Here is a 23,624-nt window from a genome sequence, read left to right on the forward strand (position 1 = left end):
TCGAATCTGTGAATTCGTATACACCAACCATTGCAAATCGTATCCGATCTGATCTAGCCTCCCAGGAACCGCCCCGATGTATACGAATTCATCGCCTCCACCCCTGGGATGGCCGACGTGCACACTGACCTCGCAACCGCACAGTCACTGGCCGAACGACTCCTGATCACCGCGGGCGTGCCCGGCCCGGCGGCCGTCCGGCAGGCCGAGCTGCTCCTCGTCGCCGAGGCGAAGGGCGTGCCCTCGCACGGCCTGCTCCGGCTGCCGAGGATCCTGCGCCGGCTGGCCAACGGCACCGCAAGCCCCACGAACACCGGCAAGCACGACTGGCTCAGCCCGTGCTACCTGTCCGTCGACGGCGAGCAGGGGCTCGGTCCGGTGGTCGCGCTCCACGCCCTCGAAGCGATCGTCCCGGCTGCCGAGCGGCACGGCGTCGCCGTCTGCTCGATCACGAACAACAACCACCTCGGCATGCTCGGCTACTACGCCGGCCGGATGGCCGAACGCGGCCTGGTCTGCCTCGGCGTGACGACGAGCGAGGCGCTGGTGCACCCATGGGGCGGCACCGAGGCCATGCTCGGCACGAATCCGCTCGCACTCGGCGTCCCGGCCCAGCCGCACCCGCTGGTGCTCGACATGGCGACCTCGCAGATCTCGATGGGCAAGGTCCACGACCACGCGCTGCGCGGTGTGCCGCTGGAAGCCGGCTGGGCGCTGGACGCGGCCGGCCATCCGACTGTTGATCCGGTCGCGGCCAAGTCCGGGTCCATCGCGCCGTTCGGCGGCCCGAAGGGCTACGGCCTGGGGCTCGGGCTGGGCGCGATGGTCACGTTCCTGACCGGTGCCGCCTACGGAACGGCGGTCGGCGGGACGCTGGACGACGACCGGTTGAGCAACAAGGGCGACGTGTTCATCCTGCTCAGCGGCGGCGGGCACTCCGTCTCGGGCTACCTCGACCAGGTCCGCGGTAGCCGGCCGGCCGATCCGGCCCATCCGGTCGCGGTGCCCGGCGACGGCGCCCGGGCCCGCCGGCAGGAGTCGGTTGCCAACGGCATCGAGATCGCCGACGACCTGTGGCGTGAGCTGACCGCGCTCGACGCCGTACGCCGGGAAGCAGCGCTGGCCGAATGACCCGCCCCTCGACCGGACAAGGACTGACCAGATGACGACAACCGCAAGCCCATCCGGGAGTCCCGCGATCACCACCGCCGGCTTCGGCGTTCAGCGAGCACCGCGCACGGTCGTCTTCGGCGCCGGGCAGCGCGCGCTCCTCGGCCGGCACGCCGCGGAGTACGGGAGTACGGCGCTCGTCTGCACCGACGGCCGGCTCGCCGAATCGAACGTGTTCGCCGCGATGGTCACCGACCTCGAGGACCACGGGATCACCGTGAAGCTCTGGCGGGACACCGCGCCCGAGCTGCCGATGTCCGACATCGACGCCTGCTTCGACGCGATGGAGTACGCCGGGATCGACGTGGTGATCGGGATCGGCGGCGGCAGCTGCCTCGACCTGGCCAAGGCCGTCGCGCTGCTGCTCAGCCACGGCGGTCCGATCGACCGGTACTACGGGGAGAACGCCGTACCCGGTCCGGTGCTGCCGATCATCGCCGTACCGACGACCGGCGGAACCGGGTCCGAGGTGACGCCGGTGTGCGTGCTCAGCGACAGCCGGCGGGAGCTGAAGGCCGGGATCTCCTCGCCGCACCTGATCCCGTCGGTGGCGATCTGCGATCCGGAGCTGACCTACAGCTGCCCGCCCGGGCTGACCGCGAGCGCCGGGGCGGACGCGCTGTCTCACCTGGTCGAGTCGTTCACCGCGATCCAGCGGCCGCCGGCGGCGGTCGGCGAGGGCCGGGTCTTCATCGGCAAGAACGTGATCAGCGACTCGTACGCGCGCTGGGGACTCGGTCTGCTGGCCCGCGCGCTCCCGGAGGCGTTCGAGCATCCGGACGACGAGCATGCCCGTTCCGACGTGATGCTGGCCGCGAACGCCGGCGGCTACGCCCTCGGCGTGGCCGGGACCGCCGCCGCGCACGCCTTGCAGTACCCGCTCGGCGCTCTGACCCACACCGCGCACGGTCTCGGCGTCGGCGTACTCCTGCCGTACGTGATGCGCTACAACGCACCCGCGCGGGTGCAGGAGTTCGGCGAGATCGCCACGATCTTCGGCGTACCGGCCACGGGGGACGCCGAAGCCCAGGCGCTCGCCGGCATCGAGGCCGTCGACCGGCTCCTGGACCGGATCGGCATCCCGCCGACGCTCGCGGAGCTCGGACTGGCCGAGGACCAGCTGTCCTACGTCGCGGAGCTGGGCCTGAAGTCGGCCCGGCTGGTCGCCAACAACCCGCGTCCGCTGGACGCCGGCGCGCTCTACGAGATCACCCGTGCCGCGTTCACCGGCGACCGAAGCAACCCGTTCTGACCAGGTGTTGGGAGCACACCAGATGATCACTCCGCACGATCTGTTCATCGGCGGTCAGTGGCGGCCGGCCGCCGACGGCCGGCGGTTCGCCGTCAACGACCCGGCCGACGGGTCCGAGCTGGCCCGGTTCGCCGCGGCCACCGAGGCAGACTGCCTGGCCGCTGTCGACGCGGCGGCCGACGCGCTGGCCGGCTGGTCGGCGACGCCACCGCGTCGGCGTTCCGAGATCCTCCGGACCTGTTTCGAGCTGCTGACCGCCGAGCGCGACACGCTCGCCGGCCTGATCGTCGCCGAGAACGGCAAGGCGTACGCCGACGCGCTCGGAGAGGCCGCCTATGCCGCCGAGTTCTTCCGCTGGTTCGCCGAGGAGGCGGTCCGGATCGGCGGCGACTTCCGGCTCTCGCCGTCGGGTGACAAGACGATCGTCGTCCGGCGCGACCCGGTCGGGGTGGCGGTGCTGATCACGCCGTGGAACTTCCCGGCGGCGATGGCGACCCGCAAGATTGCGCCGGCGCTGGCGGCGGGCTGCTCGGTGGTGCTGAAGCCGGCGACGCAGACGCCGCTCACCGCCGCCTACGTCGTCGACGTTCTGCACCGCGCCGGCGTCCCGGCCGGGGTCGTCAACCTGGTGACCCCGACGCCCGCCGGACCGGCGGTGAGCGCGATGCTGCACCACCCCGCCGTACGGAAGTTGTCGTTCACCGGGTCGACGGAAGTCGGTCGACTGCTGCTGCGGGAGGCCGCCGACCAGGTGCTCAGCTCGTCCATGGAGCTCGGCGGGAACGCGCCGTTCGTGGTCCTGCCCGGTGCGGACCTGGATGCGGCGATCGAGGGCGCGATGGTCGCGAAGATGCGCAACGGCGGGTCGGCCTGTACGGCGGCCAACCGGTTTTACGTCCACGAGTCCCTCGTCGACGAGTTCAGCACCCGGATCACCGCGGCAATGAAGGCCGTCACGATGGGCCCGGGGGTCGACCGGTCGAACGATCTCGGCGCCCTGGTGTCGCCGGAGGAGCGCGACAAGGTGGCCGGTCTCGTCGATCGGGCGGTCGCCGACGGCGCGACCCTGACGCTGGGCGGCGGGACACCGCCGGCCGGCGCCTTCTACCCGCCGACGGTGCTGACCGACGTCCGGCACGGCAGCGAGATCAACCGGACGGAGATCTTCGGCCCGGTCGTGGCGATCGTCGGTTACACCGACGTCGAGGACGCGGTGACGATGGCCAACGACACCATCTACGGCTTGATCGCCTACGTGTACGGCGACCCGGCGCAGGCTCTCGGGGTCGCGCAACGGATCGACGCCGGCATGGTCGCGGTCAACAGGGGCGTGCTGAGCGATCCGGCCGCGCCGTTCGGGGGCACGAAACAGTCCGGCCTGGGCCGCGAGGGCAGCTCCGAAGGCATCCTCGAGTTCCTCGAGGAGAAGTACGTCGGGATCGAGGTGTGAGGCGATGGCCAACGCCGTACTCCAGACCCTGAAACCGCCGGACGTCGAGGGGGAGCCGCCCGCCCGCAAGCGGGCCAAGGTCAAGCCGAAGCGGCAGAACCTGGCCGGCTGGCTGTTCGTCGGTCCGGTGATCGTCGGGGTGCTGTTCTTCCAGTTGGCGCCGGTCGCGGCCTCCCTGGTGGTGTCGCTGACCAACTGGTCCGGGCTGAACACGCCGGAGTTCCTTGGTCTGGGCAACTACCGCGAGTTGTTCACCGCCGACGACACGTTCTACCCGTCCTTGCGCAACACGGTGATCTTCACCGTGGTCGTGGTCGTGCTGACCATCCTGATCGGGCTCGGCCTGGCGGTGCTGTGCAACCAGAAGGTGAAGGGCATCGGCGTCTTCCGGACGCTGTACTACTCGCCGGCGGTCACGAACGTGGTCGCGATCGGGTTCGTCTGGTTCTGGCTCTACGACCCGGACAACGGGTTGTTCAACGCGACGCTGAAGACGATCGGGATCGACGGGCCGGCCTGGCTGTCCGACACCAAGACCGCGCTGATCGCGGTGATCATCGTCGCGATCTGGCAGGGCGTCGGCTACCCGATGGTGATCCTGCTGGCTGGGCTGCAGAGCATCGACAGCTCGCTGCTCGAGGCGGCCACGATGGACGGCGCGTCGGCCTGGCGGAGGTTCTGGGCGGTGGTCGTCCCGCTGCTGACGCCGAGCCTGTTCTTCCTCAGCATCACGCAGTTCATCACCTCGTTCCAGGTGTTCGGGATCATCTACGTGATGACGTCCGGTGGGCCGAACAACGCCACCTCGGTGTTCATCTTCCACATCTACGAGGCGGCCTTCGGGCACGGCCGGCTGGGCTACGCCTCCGCGATGGGCTGGGTGCTGTTCGTCATCGTCGGCCTCGTCACCGCGATCCAGTGGAAGCTGGAGAAACGGTGGGTGCACTATGACAACTGAAGTCCTGCAGCCGAACAAGGCTCCTCGGCACCTGCCGCGCCGGGTCGTGGTCTTCGCCGTCCTGCTGTTCTTCGCGGTCGTGTTCGCGATGCCGCTGCTGTGGATGGTGAGCGCGTCGCTCAAGCCGGAGAACGAGGTCCTGCAGTCGCCGCCGACGTTCGTCCCGTCGTCGTTCCAGTGGGCCAACTACTCCCAGGCCGGCGACGGGCTGCTGCCGTTCTTCCTGAACAGCGTCAAGCTCGCCGCGCTGAACGTCGGGTTCCTGCTGCTGTTCGCCTCGCTGGCCGGCTACGGCTTCGCCCGGCTGAACTTCGTCTTCAAGAACCTGGCCTTCGCCCTGTTGTTGTCCACGGCAATGATCCCGAGCATGGTCTACCTGGTCCCGCAGTACATGCTGTTCCGGGAGCTGGGCTGGATCGACACCCACTACCCGCTGTGGATCCCGAACGTGCTGACCCCGGTGTTCGGCACATTCCTGCTCCGGCAGGCGTTCCGCGGGGTCCCGGTGGAGCTGGAAGAGGCGGCCAAGCTCGACGGCGCGTCCGTCTTCGGCACCTTCTGGCGGATCATGCTGCCGCAGGTGAAACCGGCCCTGGCCGCGGTCGGAGCGCTCACCTTCATGGGCTCGTGGAACGACCTGTTCGGGCCGCTGATCTTCCTGAACTCGACGCGGTTGCAGACGATGCCGATCGCGCTCGCGCTGTTCAAGGGCGAGTACTTCACCCAGACCAACCTGATGATGGCGGCCGCGACGCTGACGATCCTGCCGCCGCTGCTGCTGTTCCTGCTCGCGCAGAAGTACTTCGTCCAAGGCATCACCATGTCCGGCCTGAAAGGTTAAGCATGCGGATCACCCGGATCGAATCGATCATCCTGCTCGACAAGCTGCACATCCTGAAGGTGCACACCGACGAGGGCCTGGTCGGCGTCGGCGAGGTCAGCCCGATGAATGCCCATGTCACCCACAGCGTGGTCGAGCAGGCGCTCGCCCCACTGCTGGTCGGCGAGGAGGCCACCGACCTGGAGCGACTGTGGCGGCGGCTGTACACCAAGCCGTACAAGCTCGGCCCGGCCGGCGCCCAGCTGAACGCGATCGCCGGCATCGACATCGCGCTGTGGGACCTGCTCGGCAAGGCCGCCGGCCTGCCGGTCTACAAGCTGCTCGGCGGCAAGTACCGGCAGAGCGCCAAGGTCTACGCCAGCTCGATGTCGCGCAGCATGTCGCCGCAGGAGGAGGCCGAGCGCGCCCAGTCCTTCCAGGAGAAGGGCTTCCACGGTTACAAGATCCACTCCTCGACGCCGTGGATGCACGACGACGGCTTCGACCAGACCATCGCGACGGTGACCGCCGTACGGGCGCTGGTCGGCGACGACTTCCCGATCCTGGTCGACGTCAACAACGCCTACTACGAGCACACCGCCATCAAACTCGCGCACGCGCTGGAGGACCTCGGCGTGTGGCATTTCGAGGAGCCGCTGGCCGCCCACGACTACGCGGCCTACGGACGGCTCGCCGACGCGGTCGACATCCCGATCGCAGCCGGCGAACAGGAGTACAGCATCTGGCAGTTCCGCGACCTGATCCTGCAGGGCCGCGTCGACATCCTGCAGCCCGACGTCATCAAGTGCGGCGGGATCACCGAGTTCAAGAAGATCGCGGTGCTCGCCGACACCTTCACCAAGCCGATCACGGTGCACAACACCCAGCAGACCATCGGCACCTCGGCGCACGCCCACCTGTGGGTCAGCACCCCGTCCTGCGTGTACCCGCAGGAGTACAACATCGAGCACAACCCGATCCTCGACGACGTGCCGATCTGGCAGAACCCGCTCGTCCCGGTGAACGGCGAGATCACGCCCTGGGACCTGCCCGGGCTCGGCGTCGAGCTCGACGAGGACGCGGTCGCCAAGCTGCGCACCAACTGATCCCCTGACAGAACAGGAACAACCATGACGGCATCACAGCTTTCCCGAAGGTCGGTGCTCAAAGCCGTTGGCCTCGCCGGCGGGGCGTTCGCGGCCGGCGTGCCGCTGTCCGCCTGCGGCGGCAACGGAAGCGGGGGAGGAGGGGGCGGCGGCAACGCCTCCTTCCTGACCTGGGACACCACCAGCGGCAGCCCGCTCTACACGGTCGCCGAGAACTGGGCCAAGGGCGCGAGCAAGACGCTCGACATCCAGTCCGTCCCGGGTGACGACTACGACACCAAGCTGCGCACCGTGCTCTCGTCCGGCGCGGCGCCAACGGCGATCCGGATCAACGACGACTACGTGGCGGGGTACTACGCCGAAGGGTCCCTGCTCGACCTCCGTCCGTACCTGGAGAAGGACGGGATCAAGCCGGACGACTACTTCCCGGTCGCGTTCAACTTCCCGAAGCAGTCCGACGGCGCGCACGCGGCGTGGCCGATCATGACCAACCCCGGCGTCATCTACTGCAACGTCGACGCGTTCGAGGAGGCCGGGGTCGAGCTGCCGCCGAAGGACTGGGCCGCGAGCGGCTGGACCTGGGACGACTTCCTGGAGGCCGCGAAGAAGCTGACCAAGCCGGACGGCGAACGCTGGGGCGCGCTGATCTTCCCCGACACCTCGCTGGAGACGGTGTGGCCGGTCAACAACGGCAGTGACGGCATCTACTCCAAGGACGCCACCCGCTTCACCCTGGCCGAGGCACCGGGCGCGGAGGCGGTCCAGTGGATCGCGGACCTGGCCCTCGTGCACAAGGTGCACCCGGACTTCGCCACCGTGACCGCCGGCCGTCAGACGCCGAACTGGGCGCTGTCCCAGCTGGGCACCGGCAAGGTCGCGATGCTGCTCGCGCTGACCAGCGCGATCCCGTACCTGCGCAGCAACGCGAAGGTGAAGTGGGACATCTTCCCGCCGCCGATGAAGGTGGCCCGCAAGACCGTGAACACGATGACGGTGCTGGCGGTCCCGAAGGCGTCCAAGGACCCCGACGCGGCCTGGGACTTCCTCAAGTACTGCGCCGGCCCGGACGCGTCGAAGCTGCTGGCCCAGTCCCGCGGGTTCATGCCGGTGAGCAAGAGCTCCTCGTCGCTGTTCGTGCCCGACGACAAGGGCCCGGCCAACCTGGCACTGGTCACCCAGGCCCTGGACAACGCCGTGAACGAGAACTTCAGCCGGTACATCGAACGCGCCCGGACCGTCTACCGCCCGGTGCTGGACGATGTCTGGAGCGGCAAGCGGTCCGCGGCCGACGCGCTCGGCAGCGTGAAGCAGAAGGTCGAGAACGTACTCGCAGGCAAGGGGTGAGGATGAAGATCACCGAGATCAGCATCGAGGTCGTGTCGGAGCCGAAGGCGCACGCGGTCCGCGACGCGATCCAGTTGCTCGATCGCAACGGCCGGACCCGGGTGCGGATCGACACCGACGAAGGCATCAGCGGCGTCAGCGACACGTACTTCGGCCGGGTCGCCAGCTCGCCGGCAGTGCTGGCCCAGATCGTCACCGAGCAGCTGGCCCCCGAGATCATGGGGGAGGACCCGACGCTGATCCGGGGGATCCGGCGGAAGTTGCAGGTGCTGACCGACTACCAGGGCACGGCCGGACTGTCGTCGTACGGAATCTCGGCGATCGACCTGGCGCTGTGGGACCTGCTCGGCAGGTCGCTGGACGTGCCGGTGTGGAAGCTGCTCGGCGCCCAGCGCACGACCATCCCGACGTACGCGATGGTGGGCTGGCTCGAGCTGGACGTCGCCGGTCTGGAGGCGGTGTCGGCCAAGGCGATGGAGCAGGGCTTCCGCGGCGTGAAGATGAAGGTCGGCGGCGGCCCGTTGAGCGAGGACGTCCAGCGGATCAAGGCGGTCCGGGCCGTGATCGGCCCGGACGCGCCGCTGATGGTCGATGCCAACCAAGCCTTCGGGTACGACGAAGCACTCCGTCGTGGCCGTGTCTACGAGGACCTCGACTGCCGGTGGTTCGAGGAACCGTTGCCGGCCGCGGACACCGATGGGCACGTCCGGCTGGCCGAGAAGCTGGACATCCCGATCGCCACCGGCGAGAACCGCTACGGCCAGGCCGCCTTCCGGGACCTGATCGCGCGCGGCGGGGTGGGCGTCATACAGCCGGATCTGCGGCGGGCCGGTGGGCTCACCGACTGCCTGGAGATCGGGTTGATGGCGGCCGGGTTCGGTGTTCCGTACGCCTCGCACGGCGGCGGCGCGCACATCCACGTGCTGGCCGCGCTGCCGAACACCATCTACGTGGAGAGCGGACTGCTGCCGGCCGACGGCCGGGTGAAGCTCGTCGACGGCTGCTACCCGCTGCCGCAGGGCCCGGGCCTGTCGTCCTGGGGTTAGGCCGGAAACACCGGCTACCAGGTCCGGCAACTGGCGGTGAACTTCTTACCAGGCCCTTGTGTGTTACCGACGGGTTGGGTCATCGTGACCCTTAGTGCTTCTGTCGCCACCCCTCGCACAAAGGCGGTCCGCCCATGAAGTCCATCGCCAGCCTGCTCTCGGCCGCGGCCCTCGGCGCCGCGCTCCTCGTCAGTCCCGGGGTCGCCCACGCGGCCGCACCCAACTACGTGGCCCTCGGGGACTCCTACGCCTCGGGTGTCGGGACCCGCAGCTACATCACCAGCAGCGGGTCCTGCCAGCGCTCGACCAAGGCCTACCCGTACATCGACGCCGGCCGGATCGGCGCCAGCCTCACCTTCGTCGCCTGCTCCGGCGCGCGCGTCGCCGACGTCACCGCCAACCAGTTGAGCTCGGTGGTGAGCTCGACGAACCTGGTGTCGGTCCAGGTGGGTGGCAACGATGCCGGGTTCTCGTCGGTGATCACCGAGTGCGCCAAGCCGTCCTGGCTCGGCGACTGCACCGGCGCGATCAACAACGCGCAGGCGATCATCACCAACACGCTGCCCGGCCGGCTGAACGGCCTGTACGGCTCGATCCGCAGCCGGGCGGCCTCGGCCCGGGTCGTGGTGGTCGGCTACCCGCGGCTGTTCAACGGCACCGACTGCAACGCCGGCACGTTCTTCAGCCCGACCGAGATGACCCGGCTGAACCAGACCGCCGACCTGCTCAACGCCAAGATCGCGGCCTCGGCGAGCGCGGCCGGGTTCGCGTTCGTCAACCCGACCAGCGCGTTCATCGGGCACGCGGTCTGCGGCAGCCCGGAGTGGATCAACGGGCTGTCCAACCCGGTCAGCGAGTCCTACCACCCGAACGTCACCGGCCAGGCCGCCTACGCCAACCTGGTCGACGACCACCTCACCTGACGATCCTTCGGTCGGACAACCGGTCTGCCGGACAATCCGGCAGACCAGTTCTTGCTGCGCGGAAGAGTTGTTTGTGGTGTCATGCTGGGGTGGTGCGAAGGTCTGTGGACTGGCTCCTGGCGGCCCGGTTCCAGGCCAACTGCCTCGCGCGTCCGGTGGACGAGGCCGGCCCCGGAGGGGTGGCCGACGTCGTGCGCCGGACGGGGGGACTGCAGGCGCAGACCTGGCGCGGCGCCGCGTACGCCGTCCGGGCCCGCTCGACCGCGACCACTCTCGCCGACGTGTCCCGCGCCCAGGAGACTGACCGCTCGGTGGTCCGGAGCTGGTTCATGCGCGGCACCCTCCAACTCGTCGCGACCGAGCACGCCGGCCCGTTGCTCGGGCTGCTCGGCCCGAAGCTCATCAAGGACACCGAGCGCCGGTACGGCGAACTCGGCCTGACTGCATCGATCCGCGCCGAGGCGGTCGACGTGATCGAGGCGCATCTGCTGGCTGAAGGTCCCACGGATCGCTCGGGTCTGGCCGACGTACTGGTGAAGGCGGGGCTGATCGCCTCGCCCAAGGGGCAGCAGGTGTACGCGCTGATCCGGCACGTCGGGCTGCTCGGCCGGCTGTGTTACGGACCTGGCGAGACGTGGGTTGCCGTCCGTGACTGGCTGGGGAAGCCACTTGTCCTCGACGGGGACCTCGAGGGGTTGACCCGGCTGTACTTGACGGCGTACGGCCCGGCGACTGCACGCGACTTTGCCACTTGGTCGGGACTGCCGGTGCCTGCCGCGCGGCGGGGGTTGCAGGCGGTTGCGACCGAGTCGTTCGAGGTCGAAGGAGTCGAACTGTCGGCAGTTGAGGACCTGCCGGGATCTCCGGACCTGCGGCTGCTGGGGGAGTTCGACCCCTACCTGCTCGGGTACGCCGACCGGCGGCACGCGCTGGCCGAGGAGTACCGCAAGCACATCCATCCCGGGGGCGGCATGTTGCGTCCGGCGATCGTCGAGGCCGGCCGGGTGATCGGGTCCTGGAAGCACGCGGATCTGTCCTACGAGCTGTTCGAGGGCTCAGCCGCGGCCATGGCAGGAGAGCTCGAGGACCTGGCCCGGTTCGCCGGTTGATCGTATATGCCTGATCGGGTATATATGGGGTCATGACCGAGACCTTGAGCACGGAGAACGGCCGGACGGTCCTGCGGATGCAGCGCGAGCTACGGCATCCGGTGGAGAAGGTCTGGCGGGCGATCACCGAGCCGGGGCAGCTGTCCGGGTGGTTCCCGGCCGCGGTCGAGCTGGATCTGCGGCTGGACGGAGCGGTCACCTTCACCTTCCAGGACGACCCGGACGCCCCGGTGGAGCAGCATGGTTCCGGGGTGATCCGCGCGTACGAACCACCAAGGCTGATCGAGTACACCTGGGGTGAAGAGGTGCTGCGCTGGGAGCTCGTCGCGTCCGCCGACGGGTGCACGCTGCACCTGACTGCGACCTACGACGACCGGCCGGGCTCGGCGAGCTACACCAGCGGCTGGACCTTGTGCTTCGACGCGCTGGACCACGTGCTCGGTGGATCGGCGGTCCCGGAGAAGGACTACGCCGAGCTGCACGAGCACTTCGTCAAGGTGTACGGCCTGGACCAAGGGGCCGTGGACGACGATGGTGGGATCCGGTTCGAGCGGCAGCTCGTGCGCCCGAAGGAGCTCGTCTGGCAACTGCTCGCCGGTGCCGCCACCGCGACTGTCGGAAGCACGCCGCCGGCCGGGTTCGTTGCCAAGGGCGTTGATCCCGGGACGGTCACCGAGGCGGCCGAGCCGGAGCGGTTGACCTACACCTGGTCGCAGGGCGAGGTCGGCTGGACGCTTCGGGACGGCAACGGCGGAGCCCGCCTGGTCCTGACCCAGACTGGCCCCGCCGCTGCCTACCTCGATGCCTGGCGCGACCTGATCGAGGCTCTGGGCGCCGAGCTAGTGACCCGCGACGTAAAGCCGTAGGTGCTCGGCCGTCAGGCTCGGGCTGCTCTCGACCAGGTCGGCGGGGGTACCGGTGAAGATCACCTGCCCGCCGTCGTGGCCGGCGCCCGGGCCGACGTCGATCAGCCAGTCGGCATGTGCCATCACGGCCTGGTGGTGCTCGATCACGATGACCGTGTTGCCTTCGTCGACGAGGGTGTCGAGCATCGCCAGCAGCTTGTCGACGTCCGCCAGATGCAGACCCGTCGTCGGCTCGTCGAGGATGTAGACCGACCCGGTCTTACCCATGTTGATGGCCAGCTTCAGCCGCTGCCGTTCACCGCCGGACAGGGTGGTGAGCGGCTGCCCGAGGCCGATGTACCCGAGTCCGACCGTCGACAGCCGGTCGAGGATGCTTCGGGCCGGGCCACGGGTGAAGAACTCACGGGCTTCGGTGACCGTCATCCGCAGTACCTCGCTGATGTTCTTGCCCCGCAACCGATAGGCGAGCACCTCGGGGGTGAATCGCGCGCCGTTGCAGTCCTCGCAGACCGAGGCGACTTCGGCCATCATCGCGAGGTCGGTGTAGACGAGGCCGATGCCCTTGCAGGTCTTGCAGGCGCCCACCGAGTTCGCGCTGAACAGTCCGGGCTTCACCTTGTTCGCCTTGGCGAACTCGGCCCGGATCGGATCGAGCAGCCCGGTGTAGGTCGCCGGGTTGCTGCGCTTCGATCCCCGGATCGGCTCCTGCCCGGCGACGATCACGCCGTCCCGGCCGGCCAGTGACCCGTGGATCAGTGAGCTCTTGCCGGACCCGGCGACCCCGGTGACGACGGTCAGCACCCCGAGCGGGACGTCGACACTGACGTTCTTCAGGTTGTGCAGGTTCGCGTCCTCGATCGACAGTCTGCCGGTCGGCCGCCGTACGTCGTCCCGGACGCTGACTCGGTGGTCGAGGTAACGACCGGTCAGGGTGCGCGACTTCTTCAGGCCGTCGAGGTCGCCGGCGTAGCAGAGCCGGCCACCGGCCAGACCCGCGCCCGGTCCGAGGTCGACGATGTGGTCGGCGATCCGGATCGTCTCCGGCTTGTGCTCGACCACCAGCACGGTGTTGCCCTTGTCCCGCAGTTGCAGCAGCAGGTCGTTCATCCGCTGGATGTCGTGCGGGTGCAGCCCGACGGTCGGCTCGTCGAACACGTAGGTGACATCGGCCAGGCTCGAGCCGAGGTGCCGGACCAGCTTCACCCGCTGCGCCTCGCCACCGGACAATGTCGACGACTCGCGGTCCAGGCTGAGGTAGCCGAGCCCGATCGTGACCATCGAGTCCAGCGTCTCCCGGAGTCCCTCGACCATCGGGCCGACGTTCGGGTGGTTGATGCCGGCAACGAACTCCGCGAGGTCGCTGATCTGCATCGCCGAGCACTCGGCGATCGTCCGGCCATCGACCGTGACCGACCGGGCCGCCTCGTTCAGCCGCGCGCCACCACACGCCGGGCAGGTCGCCTGACGGATCGCCCGGTCGGCGAACGCGCGCAGGTGGCTCTGCATCGAGTCGCGGTCCTTGCTGAGGAAGCTGCGCTTCAGCTTCGACACCAGGCCCTCGAAGGTCAGGTTGCTCTTGCCGACCTTGACCTTGGTGGGCTCGGAGTACAGGAACTGCTGCCAGCTGTCGGACGGGTAGTCCTTCAGCGGCAGGTCGGGGTCGAACAGGCCGGTCGTCGCCATCAGCTGCCAGTGCCAGCTGTCCACGGCGTACCCGGGGGCCTTGATCGCCCCCTGGTTGAGGGTCTTGTCCCGGTCGACGAGCTCGTCCAGCACGAACTCGGTGGTCCGGCCCAGCCCTTCGCACTCCAGGCACATCCCGTCGGCCAGGTTGAAGCTGAACGCCGACGGACCTCCGACGTACGGCGTCCCGGCCCGGCTGAACAGGATCCGCAGCATCGTGTGCGCGTCGGTCGCCGTACCGACGGTGGAGCGGGAGTTGGCGCCGATCCGCTCCTGGTCGACGATGATCGCGGCGGACAGGTTGCGCAGCGAGTCGACGTCCGGCCGGCTGCGGCTGGGCATGAAGTTCTGGACGAAGGCGGTGTAGGTCTCGTTGATCAGCCGCTGGGACTCGGCGGCGATGGTGTCGAAGACGAGGGACGACTTGCCGGAGCCGGAGACTCCGGTGAAGACGGTGAGCCGGCGCTTGGGGATGTCCAGCGAGACCCCGCTGAGGTTGTTCTCGCGGGCTCCGCGCACCTGGATGGCGTCATGACTGTCGGCGGCCGTGTGACCGGCGGTCCCGGGCGATTCGGTAGCAGGCATCCTTCAATTGTGACATTGAAGCAGTCGTAGGAACTTAGGCTGAAGATCGCGCCTGGCCGGATGCGAAAACCTTACACGCCCGACGAAGGTTTGCGGGCCAGTCGCTGGACCTGGCCGAGCAGTTCCTGCAGCTGTCCGGCCAGTACCGAGCGGTTCGCCGGAGTGAGAGATGCGACCAGTTCGGCCTCGCGGGTCAGGACCTGGTCGACGGTCCGCTCGACCAGGTCGTGGCCGGCCTCGGTGAGGGTGACGAGGACCGCGCGGCTGCCGTCGGACGCCGTACGGCGGGTGACCAGGCCGGACTCCTCGGCCCGCGCGACCCGCTGCGAGATCGCGCCGGCGGTGACGAGCGTACGGCGGCTCAGCTCGCGGGTCGTGAGCTCGTAGGGCTTGCCGGCCCGGCGGAGCACGCTCAGCAGGTCGAGGGTGGCCGGATCGACGCCCAGGTCGGACAGCACCCGCCGCCGGTCGTCGGCGAACAGCTTGGCCAAGCGCCACAGGGGAGTGACGATCTCGATCGAGTCCGTCGGCGTCCCGGGCCGCTCCCGCTGCCAGGCCTGCGCGATCTCGGCGGCGGGGTAGGGGCTGGGCCCGTCGAAGGGATAGCCGTCGCGTTCGGAGGTCATGGGCACCATGCTACGTTTAGACCTAAACATTTAGACCTAAACGTGAGGAGTGCGATGACTCGCACGATCGTGGTGACCGGCGGAGCGACCGGAATCGGCCGGGCGACGGCCGAGCTTTTCCGCCGTGACGGCGACGACGTGGTGATCACGGGCCGGCGGGAGGACGTGCTGGCCAAGACGGCCGCCGACCTCGGAGCCAGGGGAGTGGTGTGCGACGCGACCGACCCGGAACAGGTCGAGCGGCTGCTCGGCGAGCTGCCGGAGCGGGTCGACGTACTGGTGAACAATGCAGGCGGGAACACGGACTTCAATCGGCCGGACGGGGGACTGGCCCAGCTGAAGGCGAACTGGCTGGCCAACCTGGAGGCGAACCTGCTGAGTGCTGTGCTCACCACCACGGCGCTCGCGCCGCGTCTCACCACAGCTGTCGTGCATGTCGGCTCGATCGCCGGCGCCCGCGGGCCCGGGTCGTACGGCGCGTCCAAGGCCGGGCTGGCGATGTACAGCCTCGACGTCGCCGCCGAGCTCGGCCCGCGCGGCATCACGTCGAACGTCGTCGCGCCCGGGTTCACCGCGGACACCGAGTTCTTCCAGGGGAAGCTGACCGGCGAGCGCCGTACCCGGTTGCTGGAGGCAACGATGACGAAGCGGGAGGGAACGGTGGCCGACATCGCCGAGACGATCCGCTTCCTCGCCACGCCCGCCGCTCGCCACCTGACCGCCCAGGTCCTGCACGTGAACGGCGGCGCCCGCCCGACCAGGTGAGTTCGTGGCAACGTGGTCGGGTCGTGTCTGGTGGTGCCGCGCAGTAGGCGCGGGATCACCAGACACGGCCTGAGTGTGACAATGGCGGTATGCGTGCCACCGTCAAAGATGTTGCCAAGCTGGCTGGGGTGTCCCCGAAGACGGTGTCGAACGTCATCAACGGCGTGGTGTTCGTTCGTCCGGAGACCCGGGCCCGGGTCGAGCAGGCCCTGGCCGAGCTGGACTACGTTCCGAACATGAGCGCTCGCGGCCTGCGCAACGGCCGCTCCGGGATGATCGCCCTGGCCCTGCCCGACCTGCTGCGGCCGTACTCCGCGGAGATCACGCACCTGGTCGTCGAGCTCGCCCACGAGCGCGGCTGGGGTGTGCAGATCGAGCAGACCGCGGCCGAGCCGAAGCGTGAGTTCGAGCTGCTGTCCAAGGGCCGCGCGCACCTGGTCGACGGCCTGATCCTGAACCCGGTCAACGTCGACGACAGCGCGGTGATGACCGCCGGTCCGCTACCGCCCGTCGTCCTGATCGGCGACGTCGACCAGGACGTGGTCAGCCAGGTCGCGATCGACAACGTCACCGCGGCGCGCGACATGACGAATCACCTGCTGGCGCGGGGCTGCCGCCGGATCGCCGCGGTCGGCGTGCCGGAGATCCCGCGCGGATCGAGCGGCGTGGGCGTGCTCGGGGGCACGGCGGACGCACCTGGTACGGCGGCGTCCCGGTTGCGTACGGCGGGATACCGCCAGGCGCTCGCGGAGGCCGGCGTACCGAATGATCCGGCGCTCGAGATCAACCTGGACCGGTGGCGCCCGGAGGGTGCGGCGACGGTGGTCGGGAAGTACCTGACCGAGCACGAGTTGCCGGACGCGTTCTTCTGCTTCACCGACACGGTCGCCTCCGGCACGCTGTCGGCGTTGTGGACCGCCGGGATCGACGTACCGAAGCAGACGCTGGTCGCCGGGTTCGACAACATCCTGGAGAGCCAGTTCATGATCCCGCCGCTGACGACGGTCGACTTCGACCGGCGCGAGTTCGTCCGGTCCGCCCTCGACCTGCTCGCCGAGCGAATGGCGGACAAAGACGCCGCACCACGCAGAGTCATCATTCCCCACCAAATCATCAAGCGCGCCAGTACGACCCGCTAACCGAGCGTCTATACCTTGGCTCGGAATATCAAACAAACGCACAAGCCAGGCGAAAACCCATTCAGCGTGTCCGCAATTGCCTGGAACAACGTCTTCCAGCGCCGGATATCTCAATGGGACCACTGCTTTCAGTGGGCACTTGGTGTCGAAAGTTTCGGTGAACGATCAAAGCTGGACACGGGTCCCGGTACGCGGGATTCCTGTCACGATCCCTTGAAAACGCCGTCACTCTCAGCAAGGCTTCCCTGATCACTTCCGCGTCGTTTCCGGGTGCGGGAAGGACGGGGGAGTGTGCGACTGCTGTGCCGTACCTGCGTCGTTTTAGGCGCCGGTACAGGCGTCGGTGTGAGGGCAGTCGCGCCAACCGTCACTCGGGGAGAACGATTAGGAGAAGGGGGAAGTGTGTCAGCGATGACAAGGCTCGCCGAGCAGTGCCGTGATGTGAGGAGTCACGGCAACGCAGGTCTCGGACGGGCTTCGATCCAACCGGCGGTGTGCACCGGCATCCACGAGGTGAGCTCGTCGATCCCGTCGGTGCAGCCGCGACGCGTGGCGGTGCTGAGGTTGAGCAACGGAATGACCACCACGCTGGGACTCGGCCACGGCGCTCCGGCTCCGGAGCAGGGCGCCACCGTGTTCGTGCGGGGTGGCCGGGGCATGGGTGATCAGCCCGCCTCAGGTGGGGTCATCCTCGCGTCGGGCGACCCCCACTGAAGACCAGGGCCCCGTGAAGGGCTGAGTCAGTGACTCGCCGGTCTCAGGTGTCAACGCCCAGCTGAGGCCGGCAAGTCCCTGGAGCAGCCCTACTTCTCTTCCGGCATCGGGTCGGTGAACGAACGGATCTCGATCGGCGAGTACGGCGCCTCCGGCAGCCGGGCCGCGATCTCCACCGCCCGCTCCGGGCTGCAGTCGACCAGGTAGTAGCCGGCCAGCACCTCCTTCGCCTCGGTGAAAGGCCCGTCGGTGACGGCCGGCACTCCGTCGCTGACCCGGACCACCCGGGCGTTCGCGGTGGTCAGGCCGAGGCCGTCGATGAACTCGCCGTTCGCCTTCAGCTCCTCGGTGAGCTTGCGGTGCTGGTCGAGCACCCCGTCGATGCCCAGCGCCTGCAGGGTGTCCCAGGTCTCGGTGTTTCCGTAGATCAACAGCATGTACTTCATCACTACCTCCGGTTCCGGTTCCCTGGGTACGTCGGAGCGCCCGTGCCGTCCTCGACAGTGTTGAATCTGCCCCGCCCCACCGCCCCGGTCAGGGGCGCTCCTCACGCTACTCAGTCACCAGGTCGCGCCGGCAGGCTCCCGCGTCGTGGTGTTGATCCGGTTGAACATGTTGGTGAGCGCGATCATCAGGATGATCGCGGCCAGCTGGGTCTCGTCGAAGTGCTTGGCCGCCTCGGCCCAGATCTCGTCGGTCACCGAGCCCGGCCGGTCGGCGATCCGGGTCGCGGCCTCGGCCAGGGCGAGCGCGGCCCGCTCCGCGTCGGTGAACAGGTCGCACTCGCGCCACGCGACGACCTGGTGCAGTCGTTCGTCGGTCTCGCCGTTCTTCACCGCGGACTTCACGCCGCCGAACACACACGGACCACAGCCGTTGATCTGGCTGGCCCGCAGGTGCACGAGCTCGAGCGTCGTGGCCGGGACACCGCCCTGGTGGACGGCCTTGAAGATGTTCTGGACGCCCTTGGTCGCGTCCGGCAGCAGCATCGCGGGGTTCGTCATCCGTGCAGTCATGGGAGGGTCTCCATCAGTGAGGTTTTGTTGTCTTCACCCTCCTGACGGAGCCTGGCCGGACAATGTGACACGAGCGGCCAGGAGATCTTGCTCGAGTCGTTCCGCCACCGGTACGGCGGGATCGGAGTACTGCCCGGTCAGGCAGATCGGCCCGGTCCACCCGAGTCGCCGCAACGTGGCGAAGACGACCGACCAGTCGGACATCCCTTCGTCGGCCTGCACGAAGTACGTCTTCCACCCGGCGTCGGTGCGGATGTACTTGGCGTTCTTCAGGTTCACGATGCCGAGCCGGTCCACGCCGAGCTCGAGGGTGACAGCCGGGTCGTCACCGGCGAGCGCGTCGTGGGCCGCGTCCCACACCAGCTTGAACTGCTCGGGCAGTCCGTCGAGCAGTTGCAGCACGCCGAGCGTCGACGGCACGAACCTCCCGTGATGCGGTTGGATGCCGACCTGGACGTCGTACTGCGCGGTCAGTACGGCGGCTTCCTCGAGCAGCCCGCGGGTTCGTCGTACCGAGGCCGCGTAACCGTCGGGACCCAGCTCGGCCATGATCCGGATCATCGGGACGCCGGCCTGGGCGCACGCGGCGAAGACGCGCTCGGTCAGCTCGCTCGCGACGCTGATCGGTTCGATGCCTTCGGCCCGCAACTGCTCCGAGAACTTCGGCAGCTCGGCCTCGGCGGTGGCCGGGGTGACGTAGGCGGTGTCGCGGACCGGAATCTCGGCGCCGGTGAAGCCGAGTCCGGCGACCAGCCGTCCGAGCTCGTCACCGGGCAACTCCGACCACGGTTTGGTGAAGACGGACCACGTGTGAGTCATGTGTCAGCGGCCTCCCAGCCCGCTCATGGTGATGCCTCTTACGAACCAGCGTTGGGTCAGGAAGAAGATGATGATCAACGGGACGGTGGTGACGGTCGCTGCCATCAGCAACAGGTTCCATTGGGTGCCGTTGGTGTCCTGGAACACCTGCAGGCCGACGGACGCCGTACGGGTCGCGTCGCTGTTGGAGATGATGAGCGGCCAGAGCAGGTTGTTCCACTGGCCGATGAACTTGAACACCGCCAACGTCGCGATCGCCGGCACGGCCAGCGGGACGATGATCCGGACGAACGCCTGCCAGCGGTTCGCGCCGTCCAGCCGGGCGGCCTCCTCGTAGTCGCGCGGGATGCCGAGGAAGAACTGCCGGAGCAGGAACACGCCGATCGCGGTGAACGCGTGCGGCAGGATCATCCCCGGCCAGGTGTCGATGCCGTGCAGCTTCGCGACCAGTACGAACTGCGGGATCAGCGTGACCTGCGACGGGATCATCAAGGTGGCCAGGTAGATCCCGAACAGCCAGCTCCGGCCCGGGAAGTTCAGCCGGGCGAACGCGTACGCCGCCAGCGCTGCGGTGATCGTCTCGAGCAGAGTCGTTCCGGCGGCGAAGTAGACGGTGTTGAGCAGGTACTTGCCGAGCGGCACCAGGTCGAAGGCCCGGGTCAGGTTCTCGGGGTGCCACGTGCTCGGCCAGAACGACGGTTTCGCGGCCATCGACTCGCCGTCGGACTGGAACCCGACGAGCACCATCATCACGACCGGGATCAGCGTGATCGCGGTGACCAGGAAGCAGGTGAACACCACCAACCGGCGGCGGAGATCAGTTGTCATAGTGCACAAGCCTCCGCTGGAAGACGAACTGGGTGGCGGTGATCAGGACGATGAACGCGAACAGGACCAGCGACTGCGCGGCGGCGTACCCCTGGTCGTAGTTCTCGAAGCCGGTCCGGTAGATGTACATGACCAGCGTCGTGGTGCGGGTGCCCGGACCACCGTTGGTCATGATCAGCGCCTGGTCGAAGACCTGGAACGAGCCGATGACCGAGGTCACGATCACGAAGAACAGCGCCGGTGACAGCATCGGCAGGGTCACGTTGCGGAAGCTCTGCCAGGTCGAGCTCCCGTCCACCCGGGCCGCCTCGTACAGCTGCTGCGGGATCGCCTGCAGGCCGGCCAGGAACACCACCATGCCGAACCCGAAGCTCTTCCACACACTCATCGCGACCAGCGCCGGCATCGCCCAGGTGTCCGAGATCAGCCAGGCCGGCCCGTTGATCCCGAACCACCCGAGCACGGCGTTCACCAGGCCGTCGTGCGGGATGTAGAGCCAGATCCAGACGAACGCGACCGCGACCGTGATGGTTGCGTACGGCAACAGCAGGAGCGACCGGAAGACCGCGACCCGGCGCAGCCCTTGGTTGAGCAGTAGCGCCAGTAGGAGGCTGACCAGGATCGTCAGGGGCACGCTCAGGAAGGTGAAGTAGACCGTGTTGCCGAGCGCGGACCAGAAGGTCGGGTCGGGGCCGAGGCGGGCGAAGTTGCTCAGCCCGGCCCAGGTCGGCGCGCTGAACAGGTTCCAGTCGAGCAGCGAGATGACGCCGGCCGCGACGACCGGTCCGGCGGTGAAGGTCAGGAAGCCGATCAGGCTGGGCAGGATGAAGAGCCAGGCGGTCAGCGATTCGCGGTTCCGCCAGCGTGGTGTCGGTTTCGAGGCCGGACGTGGTGGCGCGGTCGCGGCCGGGGCAGTCGCAGTATCGACAGCCATGGGTGGTCACCCCTTCCTGGCAGTGGCTTGGCGGATGTTGTCCTGGTGCTGCCGCATCAGTACGTCGAGACGCGGGGTCAACCCGCTGATCGCGTCGGCGACGGTGACCTGGCCGAGGAACGTCCTGGGCAGGTCCTGGCCGAGCAGTTGCTTGACCTGGTTCCAGTTCGTGGTGACGTCGAACGCATGGCCGCCGGCGACCTTGCCGGCCAGGATCTGCTGGACGATGCCGAGGTTGTCCGGCGGCGGCTGGAACGCGCTGCCGGCGCTGAGCCGGGCCGGGTTGTTCCGGCCGGCCCTGGCGTAGATGTCGAGCGCGCCGGTGCTGGTCAGCGTCTTCAGCAACTTCCAGGCCAGGTCCAGGTCGGCACCTTCGCGCACCCCCGATGGAATCGCGAAGCTGGACCCGGACACCCGCGGCGTGCTGCCGACCGCGCCGGCCGGGAACGGGATGATGTCCCAGTCGAACTTGGCCTTGCGCATGTTGACCACCTGCCACGGCCCGTTCTGCATGAAGGCGACGTTGCCCTCCATGAAGTTGGACAGTGAGCTCTCGGTGACCAGGTTCTTGATCGGCGGCGTGACCTTGTCCTTCACGAACAGGTCGATGACGAACTGCAGCGCCTCCATCGCCTCCGGGTCGCCGAGCGTGCTGCGGGTCGCCTGCTCGTTCATCACGTTGCCGCCGGCGCAGTAGATCCACGACACCAGGTCGTCGATGGCCGGCGCGCAGGTGAACCCGTACTGGTCCGGCGGCTCGGTCAGCTCGATCGCGAGCTCGCGGAACGTTGCCCACGACATCGGCTCGGTGCGGGACGGCAGGTCCACTCCGGCCTTCTGCAGCAGGGTCTTGTTGTAGTACATGACCGTCGGCGCGACGTCGAAGCCGATCGCGTAGGTCTTGCTGTTGAAGCTCGAGATCCGGCGGCTCGGCTGGTAGAAGTCGTCCGGGTCGAAGTCCGGATCGGCCTCGATCAGGTCGTCGAGCGGCCGGTGCGCGCCCCGGGCGGCGTACGTCGGGATCAGCGTGCCGTTGATCGCGGTCACCAGGCTCGCCGTGCCGCTGACGAGCTGCAGGTCGAGTTTGGTCGGGTAGCCGTTGGACGGGGTCAGGGTCGGGACGGACTTCACCTTCAGCTGTTGCTCGACGTACTTGCTGAAGTCCTCCCAGACCTTCTTCTCCGCGGCGCTGCTGGACCACATCGCCCACGTCGCGGCGCCGGGCGGTGGACCGGACGAGCAGCCGGCCACCACCGCGCCCACTCCGGCCAGGCCGGTGAGTTCGAGGAAGCTGCGGCGGGACAGCCACTTCTGCATGGCTTCTCCTCAGCTGTATTCGAGGTCGATCGACTCGGCGCGGATGCGGTCCTCGTCGACCTGGACGCCCAACCCGGGGGCGGTGGGGACCGTGGCGACGGCCTTGGTGATGGTCAGCCCGTCGACGTACAGGTCGGACAGCAACTCCGGCCCGTTCAGCTCGGCAGGCAGGGCGAGGTCGAGCTGGCTGAACACGTGCAGCGCGGCCGCGAACGCGACCCCGCAGTCGGTGAGGCCGCTGGCCAGGATCTCGAGACCGCCGGCCAGGGCGGTCTGGGCGGTTTTCAGGGCGTTGCGCAGGCCGCCGGACTTGCAGACCTTGACGACGACCAGGTCGGCGGCCTCCAGCCGGATCGCCCGGGCCAGGTCCTGGGCGGAGAAGCTGCCCTCGTCGATCGCGATCGGCAGGTCGATCAGTCCGCGCAGCCGCTGCATCGCGAGCGTGTCGGTGCTCGGCACCGGCTGCTCGATGCAGTGGATCGTGCGGATTCCCGCCGTACGGTCGCGGAGCTGCTTCAGCAGGCTGGGACGGTAGGACTGGTTCGCGTCGAGCCACAGCGGCTTGCCGTCGGCCACCTCGGCGACGGTATCGATCGCGGCGGTGTCCGCGTCCAGGTCACCACCGATCTTCACCTTGTACGCCGAGTAGTCCGACGACTGGAGGGCGTGCTCGCGGACAGCGTCGGAGTCGCCGACGCCTATCGCCGAGCAGAGCGGGATCTCGTCGTACACCTTGCCGCCGAGCAGTGCGTGCACGGGGACGCCGGCCAGCTTGCCGGCCGCGTCGTGCATCGCGACGTCGACGGCGGCGCGGGCGAACGGGAAGCCGTTCGACACCGAGGGGCTGAGGCGCTTGGCGGCGCGTTGGTGGAACAGTTCGACGTCGAACGGCGTGAGCTCGAGCAGGATCGGCGCGAGGTGCCGCTTGATCACCACGGCCATCGTCTCGGCGGTCTCGTAGCTCCAGCTCGGCAACGCGCGCTGCTCACCCCAGCCGACCACGCCGTCCTCGGTGGTCAGCTTGACGAAGACGACCGCGGTGGCCTGGTCCGGCCGTTCGCCGGGTGAACCGACCGCTCCGCTGCCGAGGACGAACCGGCGCGCGAACGGGACCGCGACCGGGAAGACCTCGACCTGAGTGATCCGGGACATGA

Annotated in this window: 23 protein-coding genes; 14 read left to right on the forward strand and 9 right to left on the reverse strand. The window is 68.5% G+C overall.

Annotation, left to right across the window (positions count from 1 at the left end; all coding sequences use genetic code 11):
- The first annotated feature begins 117 nt into the window (after positions 1–117).
- The 11 genes from AB0H36_RS11200 (at position 118) to AB0H36_RS11250 (ending at position 12,044) form a co-directional block, all read left to right on the forward strand.
- The gene (locus AB0H36_RS11200; protein WP_360520032.1) at positions 118–1,131 is read left to right on the forward strand and encodes an Ldh family oxidoreductase; all 1,014 of its coding nucleotides are present in this window, start codon (positions 118–120) and stop codon (positions 1,129–1,131) included.
- 31 nt (positions 1,132–1,162) lie between these two features.
- On the forward strand, positions 1,163–2,422 hold the full coding sequence (locus tag AB0H36_RS11205) for an iron-containing alcohol dehydrogenase (RefSeq protein WP_360520034.1): 1,260 nt from the start codon (positions 1,163–1,165) through the stop codon (positions 2,420–2,422).
- A 22-nt stretch (positions 2,423–2,444) separates the two neighbouring features.
- Complete coding sequence (locus tag AB0H36_RS11210; RefSeq protein ID WP_360520036.1) at positions 2,445–3,872, forward strand: NAD-dependent succinate-semialdehyde dehydrogenase; 1,428 nt, start codon at positions 2,445–2,447, stop codon at positions 3,870–3,872.
- A gap of 4 nt (positions 3,873–3,876) precedes the next feature.
- Positions 3,877–4,830, forward strand: coding sequence for a sugar ABC transporter permease (locus AB0H36_RS11215; RefSeq protein ID WP_360520038.1), 954 nt, complete (start codon positions 3,877–3,879; stop codon positions 4,828–4,830).
- A complete protein-coding gene (locus tag AB0H36_RS11220) occupies positions 4,820–5,671 on the forward strand; it encodes a carbohydrate ABC transporter permease (RefSeq protein ID WP_360520040.1) in 852 nt (283 codons plus the stop codon). The genes AB0H36_RS11215 and AB0H36_RS11220 overlap by 11 nt, the downstream gene beginning before the upstream one ends.
- 2 nt (positions 5,672–5,673) lie before the next feature.
- Complete coding sequence (locus tag AB0H36_RS11225) at positions 5,674–6,756, forward strand: mandelate racemase/muconate lactonizing enzyme family protein (protein WP_360520042.1); 1,083 nt, start codon at positions 5,674–5,676, stop codon at positions 6,754–6,756.
- Between the two features lie 24 nt (positions 6,757–6,780).
- A complete protein-coding gene (locus tag AB0H36_RS11230; RefSeq protein ID WP_360520044.1) occupies positions 6,781–8,100 on the forward strand; it encodes a sugar ABC transporter substrate-binding protein in 1,320 nt (439 codons plus the stop codon).
- A 2-nt stretch (positions 8,101–8,102) separates the two neighbouring features.
- Positions 8,103–9,146: a mandelate racemase/muconate lactonizing enzyme family protein gene (locus tag AB0H36_RS11235; protein ID WP_360520046.1), complete on the forward strand. Its 1,044-nt coding sequence runs from the start codon at positions 8,103–8,105 to the stop codon at positions 9,144–9,146.
- 134 nt (positions 9,147–9,280) lie between these two features.
- Complete coding sequence (locus AB0H36_RS11240) at positions 9,281–10,069, forward strand: SGNH/GDSL hydrolase family protein (protein ID WP_360520048.1); 789 nt, start codon at positions 9,281–9,283, stop codon at positions 10,067–10,069.
- Positions 10,070–10,161: 92 nt separating this feature from the next.
- The gene (locus AB0H36_RS11245; RefSeq protein WP_360520050.1) at positions 10,162–11,178 is read left to right on the forward strand and encodes a winged helix DNA-binding domain-containing protein; all 1,017 of its coding nucleotides are present in this window, start codon (positions 10,162–10,164) and stop codon (positions 11,176–11,178) included.
- A 32-nt stretch (positions 11,179–11,210) separates the two neighbouring features.
- The gene (locus AB0H36_RS11250) at positions 11,211–12,044 is read left to right on the forward strand and encodes an SRPBCC family protein (protein ID WP_360520052.1); all 834 of its coding nucleotides are present in this window, start codon (positions 11,211–11,213) and stop codon (positions 12,042–12,044) included.
- Here AB0H36_RS11250 and AB0H36_RS11255 read toward each other — a convergent pair.
- A complete protein-coding gene (locus tag AB0H36_RS11255; RefSeq protein WP_360520054.1) occupies positions 12,018–14,312 on the reverse strand; it encodes an excinuclease ABC subunit UvrA in 2,295 nt (764 codons plus the stop codon). The genes AB0H36_RS11250 and AB0H36_RS11255 overlap by 27 nt on opposite strands.
- A 71-nt stretch (positions 14,313–14,383) precedes the next feature.
- Positions 14,384–14,938, reverse strand: a complete 555-nt coding sequence (locus AB0H36_RS11260) for a MarR family transcriptional regulator (RefSeq protein ID WP_360520056.1) — start codon at positions 14,936–14,938, stop codon at positions 14,384–14,386.
- Between the two features lie 54 nt (positions 14,939–14,992).
- On the opposite strand from AB0H36_RS11260, the gene AB0H36_RS11265 reads away from it, so the two are divergent.
- The 3 genes from AB0H36_RS11265 to AB0H36_RS11275 all read left to right on the forward strand — a co-directional run bounded on the left by AB0H36_RS11265 (position 14,993) and on the right by AB0H36_RS11275 (position 17,556).
- Positions 14,993–15,703 carry an SDR family oxidoreductase gene (locus tag AB0H36_RS11265; RefSeq protein WP_360520058.1) on the forward strand — a complete coding sequence of 237 codons (711 nt, stop codon included), beginning with the start codon at positions 14,993–14,995 and terminating at the stop codon, positions 15,701–15,703.
- Positions 15,704–15,792: 89 nt separating this feature from the next.
- Entirely contained in the window at positions 15,793–16,842 is a 1,050-nt protein-coding gene (locus AB0H36_RS11270) for a LacI family DNA-binding transcriptional regulator (RefSeq protein WP_360520060.1), read from the forward strand.
- 576 nt (positions 16,843–17,418) lie between these two features.
- Positions 17,419–17,556 carry a hypothetical protein gene (locus tag AB0H36_RS11275; RefSeq protein ID WP_360520062.1) on the forward strand — a complete coding sequence of 46 codons (138 nt, stop codon included), beginning with the start codon at positions 17,419–17,421 and terminating at the stop codon, positions 17,554–17,556.
- Between the two features lie 89 nt (positions 17,557–17,645).
- On the opposite strand, the gene AB0H36_RS11280 is transcribed toward AB0H36_RS11275, so the two are convergent.
- From AB0H36_RS11280 to AB0H36_RS11310, 7 genes are all read right to left on the reverse strand, one after another.
- Positions 17,646–18,002 carry a YciI family protein gene (locus AB0H36_RS11280; RefSeq protein ID WP_360520064.1) on the reverse strand — a complete coding sequence of 119 codons (357 nt, stop codon included), beginning with the start codon at positions 18,000–18,002 and terminating at the stop codon, positions 17,646–17,648.
- 114 nt (positions 18,003–18,116) lie between these two features.
- Positions 18,117–18,572: a carboxymuconolactone decarboxylase family protein gene (locus tag AB0H36_RS11285; protein WP_360520066.1), complete on the reverse strand. Its 456-nt coding sequence runs from the start codon at positions 18,570–18,572 to the stop codon at positions 18,117–18,119.
- A gap of 33 nt (positions 18,573–18,605) precedes the next feature.
- Positions 18,606–19,391 (reverse strand): sugar phosphate isomerase/epimerase family protein, encoded by a 786-nt coding sequence (locus AB0H36_RS11290; RefSeq protein WP_360520068.1) that lies wholly within the window; start codon positions 19,389–19,391, stop codon positions 18,606–18,608.
- 3 nt (positions 19,392–19,394) lie between these two features.
- Entirely contained in the window at positions 19,395–20,219 is an 825-nt protein-coding gene (locus tag AB0H36_RS11295; RefSeq protein ID WP_360520070.1) for a carbohydrate ABC transporter permease, read from the reverse strand.
- The gene (locus AB0H36_RS11300) at positions 20,209–21,153 is read right to left on the reverse strand and encodes a sugar ABC transporter permease (RefSeq protein ID WP_360520072.1); all 945 of its coding nucleotides are present in this window, start codon (positions 21,151–21,153) and stop codon (positions 20,209–20,211) included. The genes AB0H36_RS11295 and AB0H36_RS11300 overlap by 11 nt, the downstream gene beginning before the upstream one ends.
- A 6-nt stretch (positions 21,154–21,159) precedes the next feature.
- Complete coding sequence (locus tag AB0H36_RS11305; protein WP_360520074.1) at positions 21,160–22,470, reverse strand: sugar ABC transporter substrate-binding protein; 1,311 nt, start codon at positions 22,468–22,470, stop codon at positions 21,160–21,162.
- A 9-nt stretch (positions 22,471–22,479) separates the two neighbouring features.
- Positions 22,480–23,622, reverse strand: coding sequence for an enolase C-terminal domain-like protein (locus AB0H36_RS11310; RefSeq protein WP_360520076.1), 1,143 nt, complete (start codon positions 23,620–23,622; stop codon positions 22,480–22,482).
- Positions 23,623–23,624: the final 2 nt, after the last annotated feature.

The sequence above is a fragment of the Kribbella sp. NPDC050820 genome, from assembly GCF_040653975.1.
GTDB lineage: Bacteria > Actinomycetota > Actinomycetes > Propionibacteriales > Kribbellaceae > Kribbella.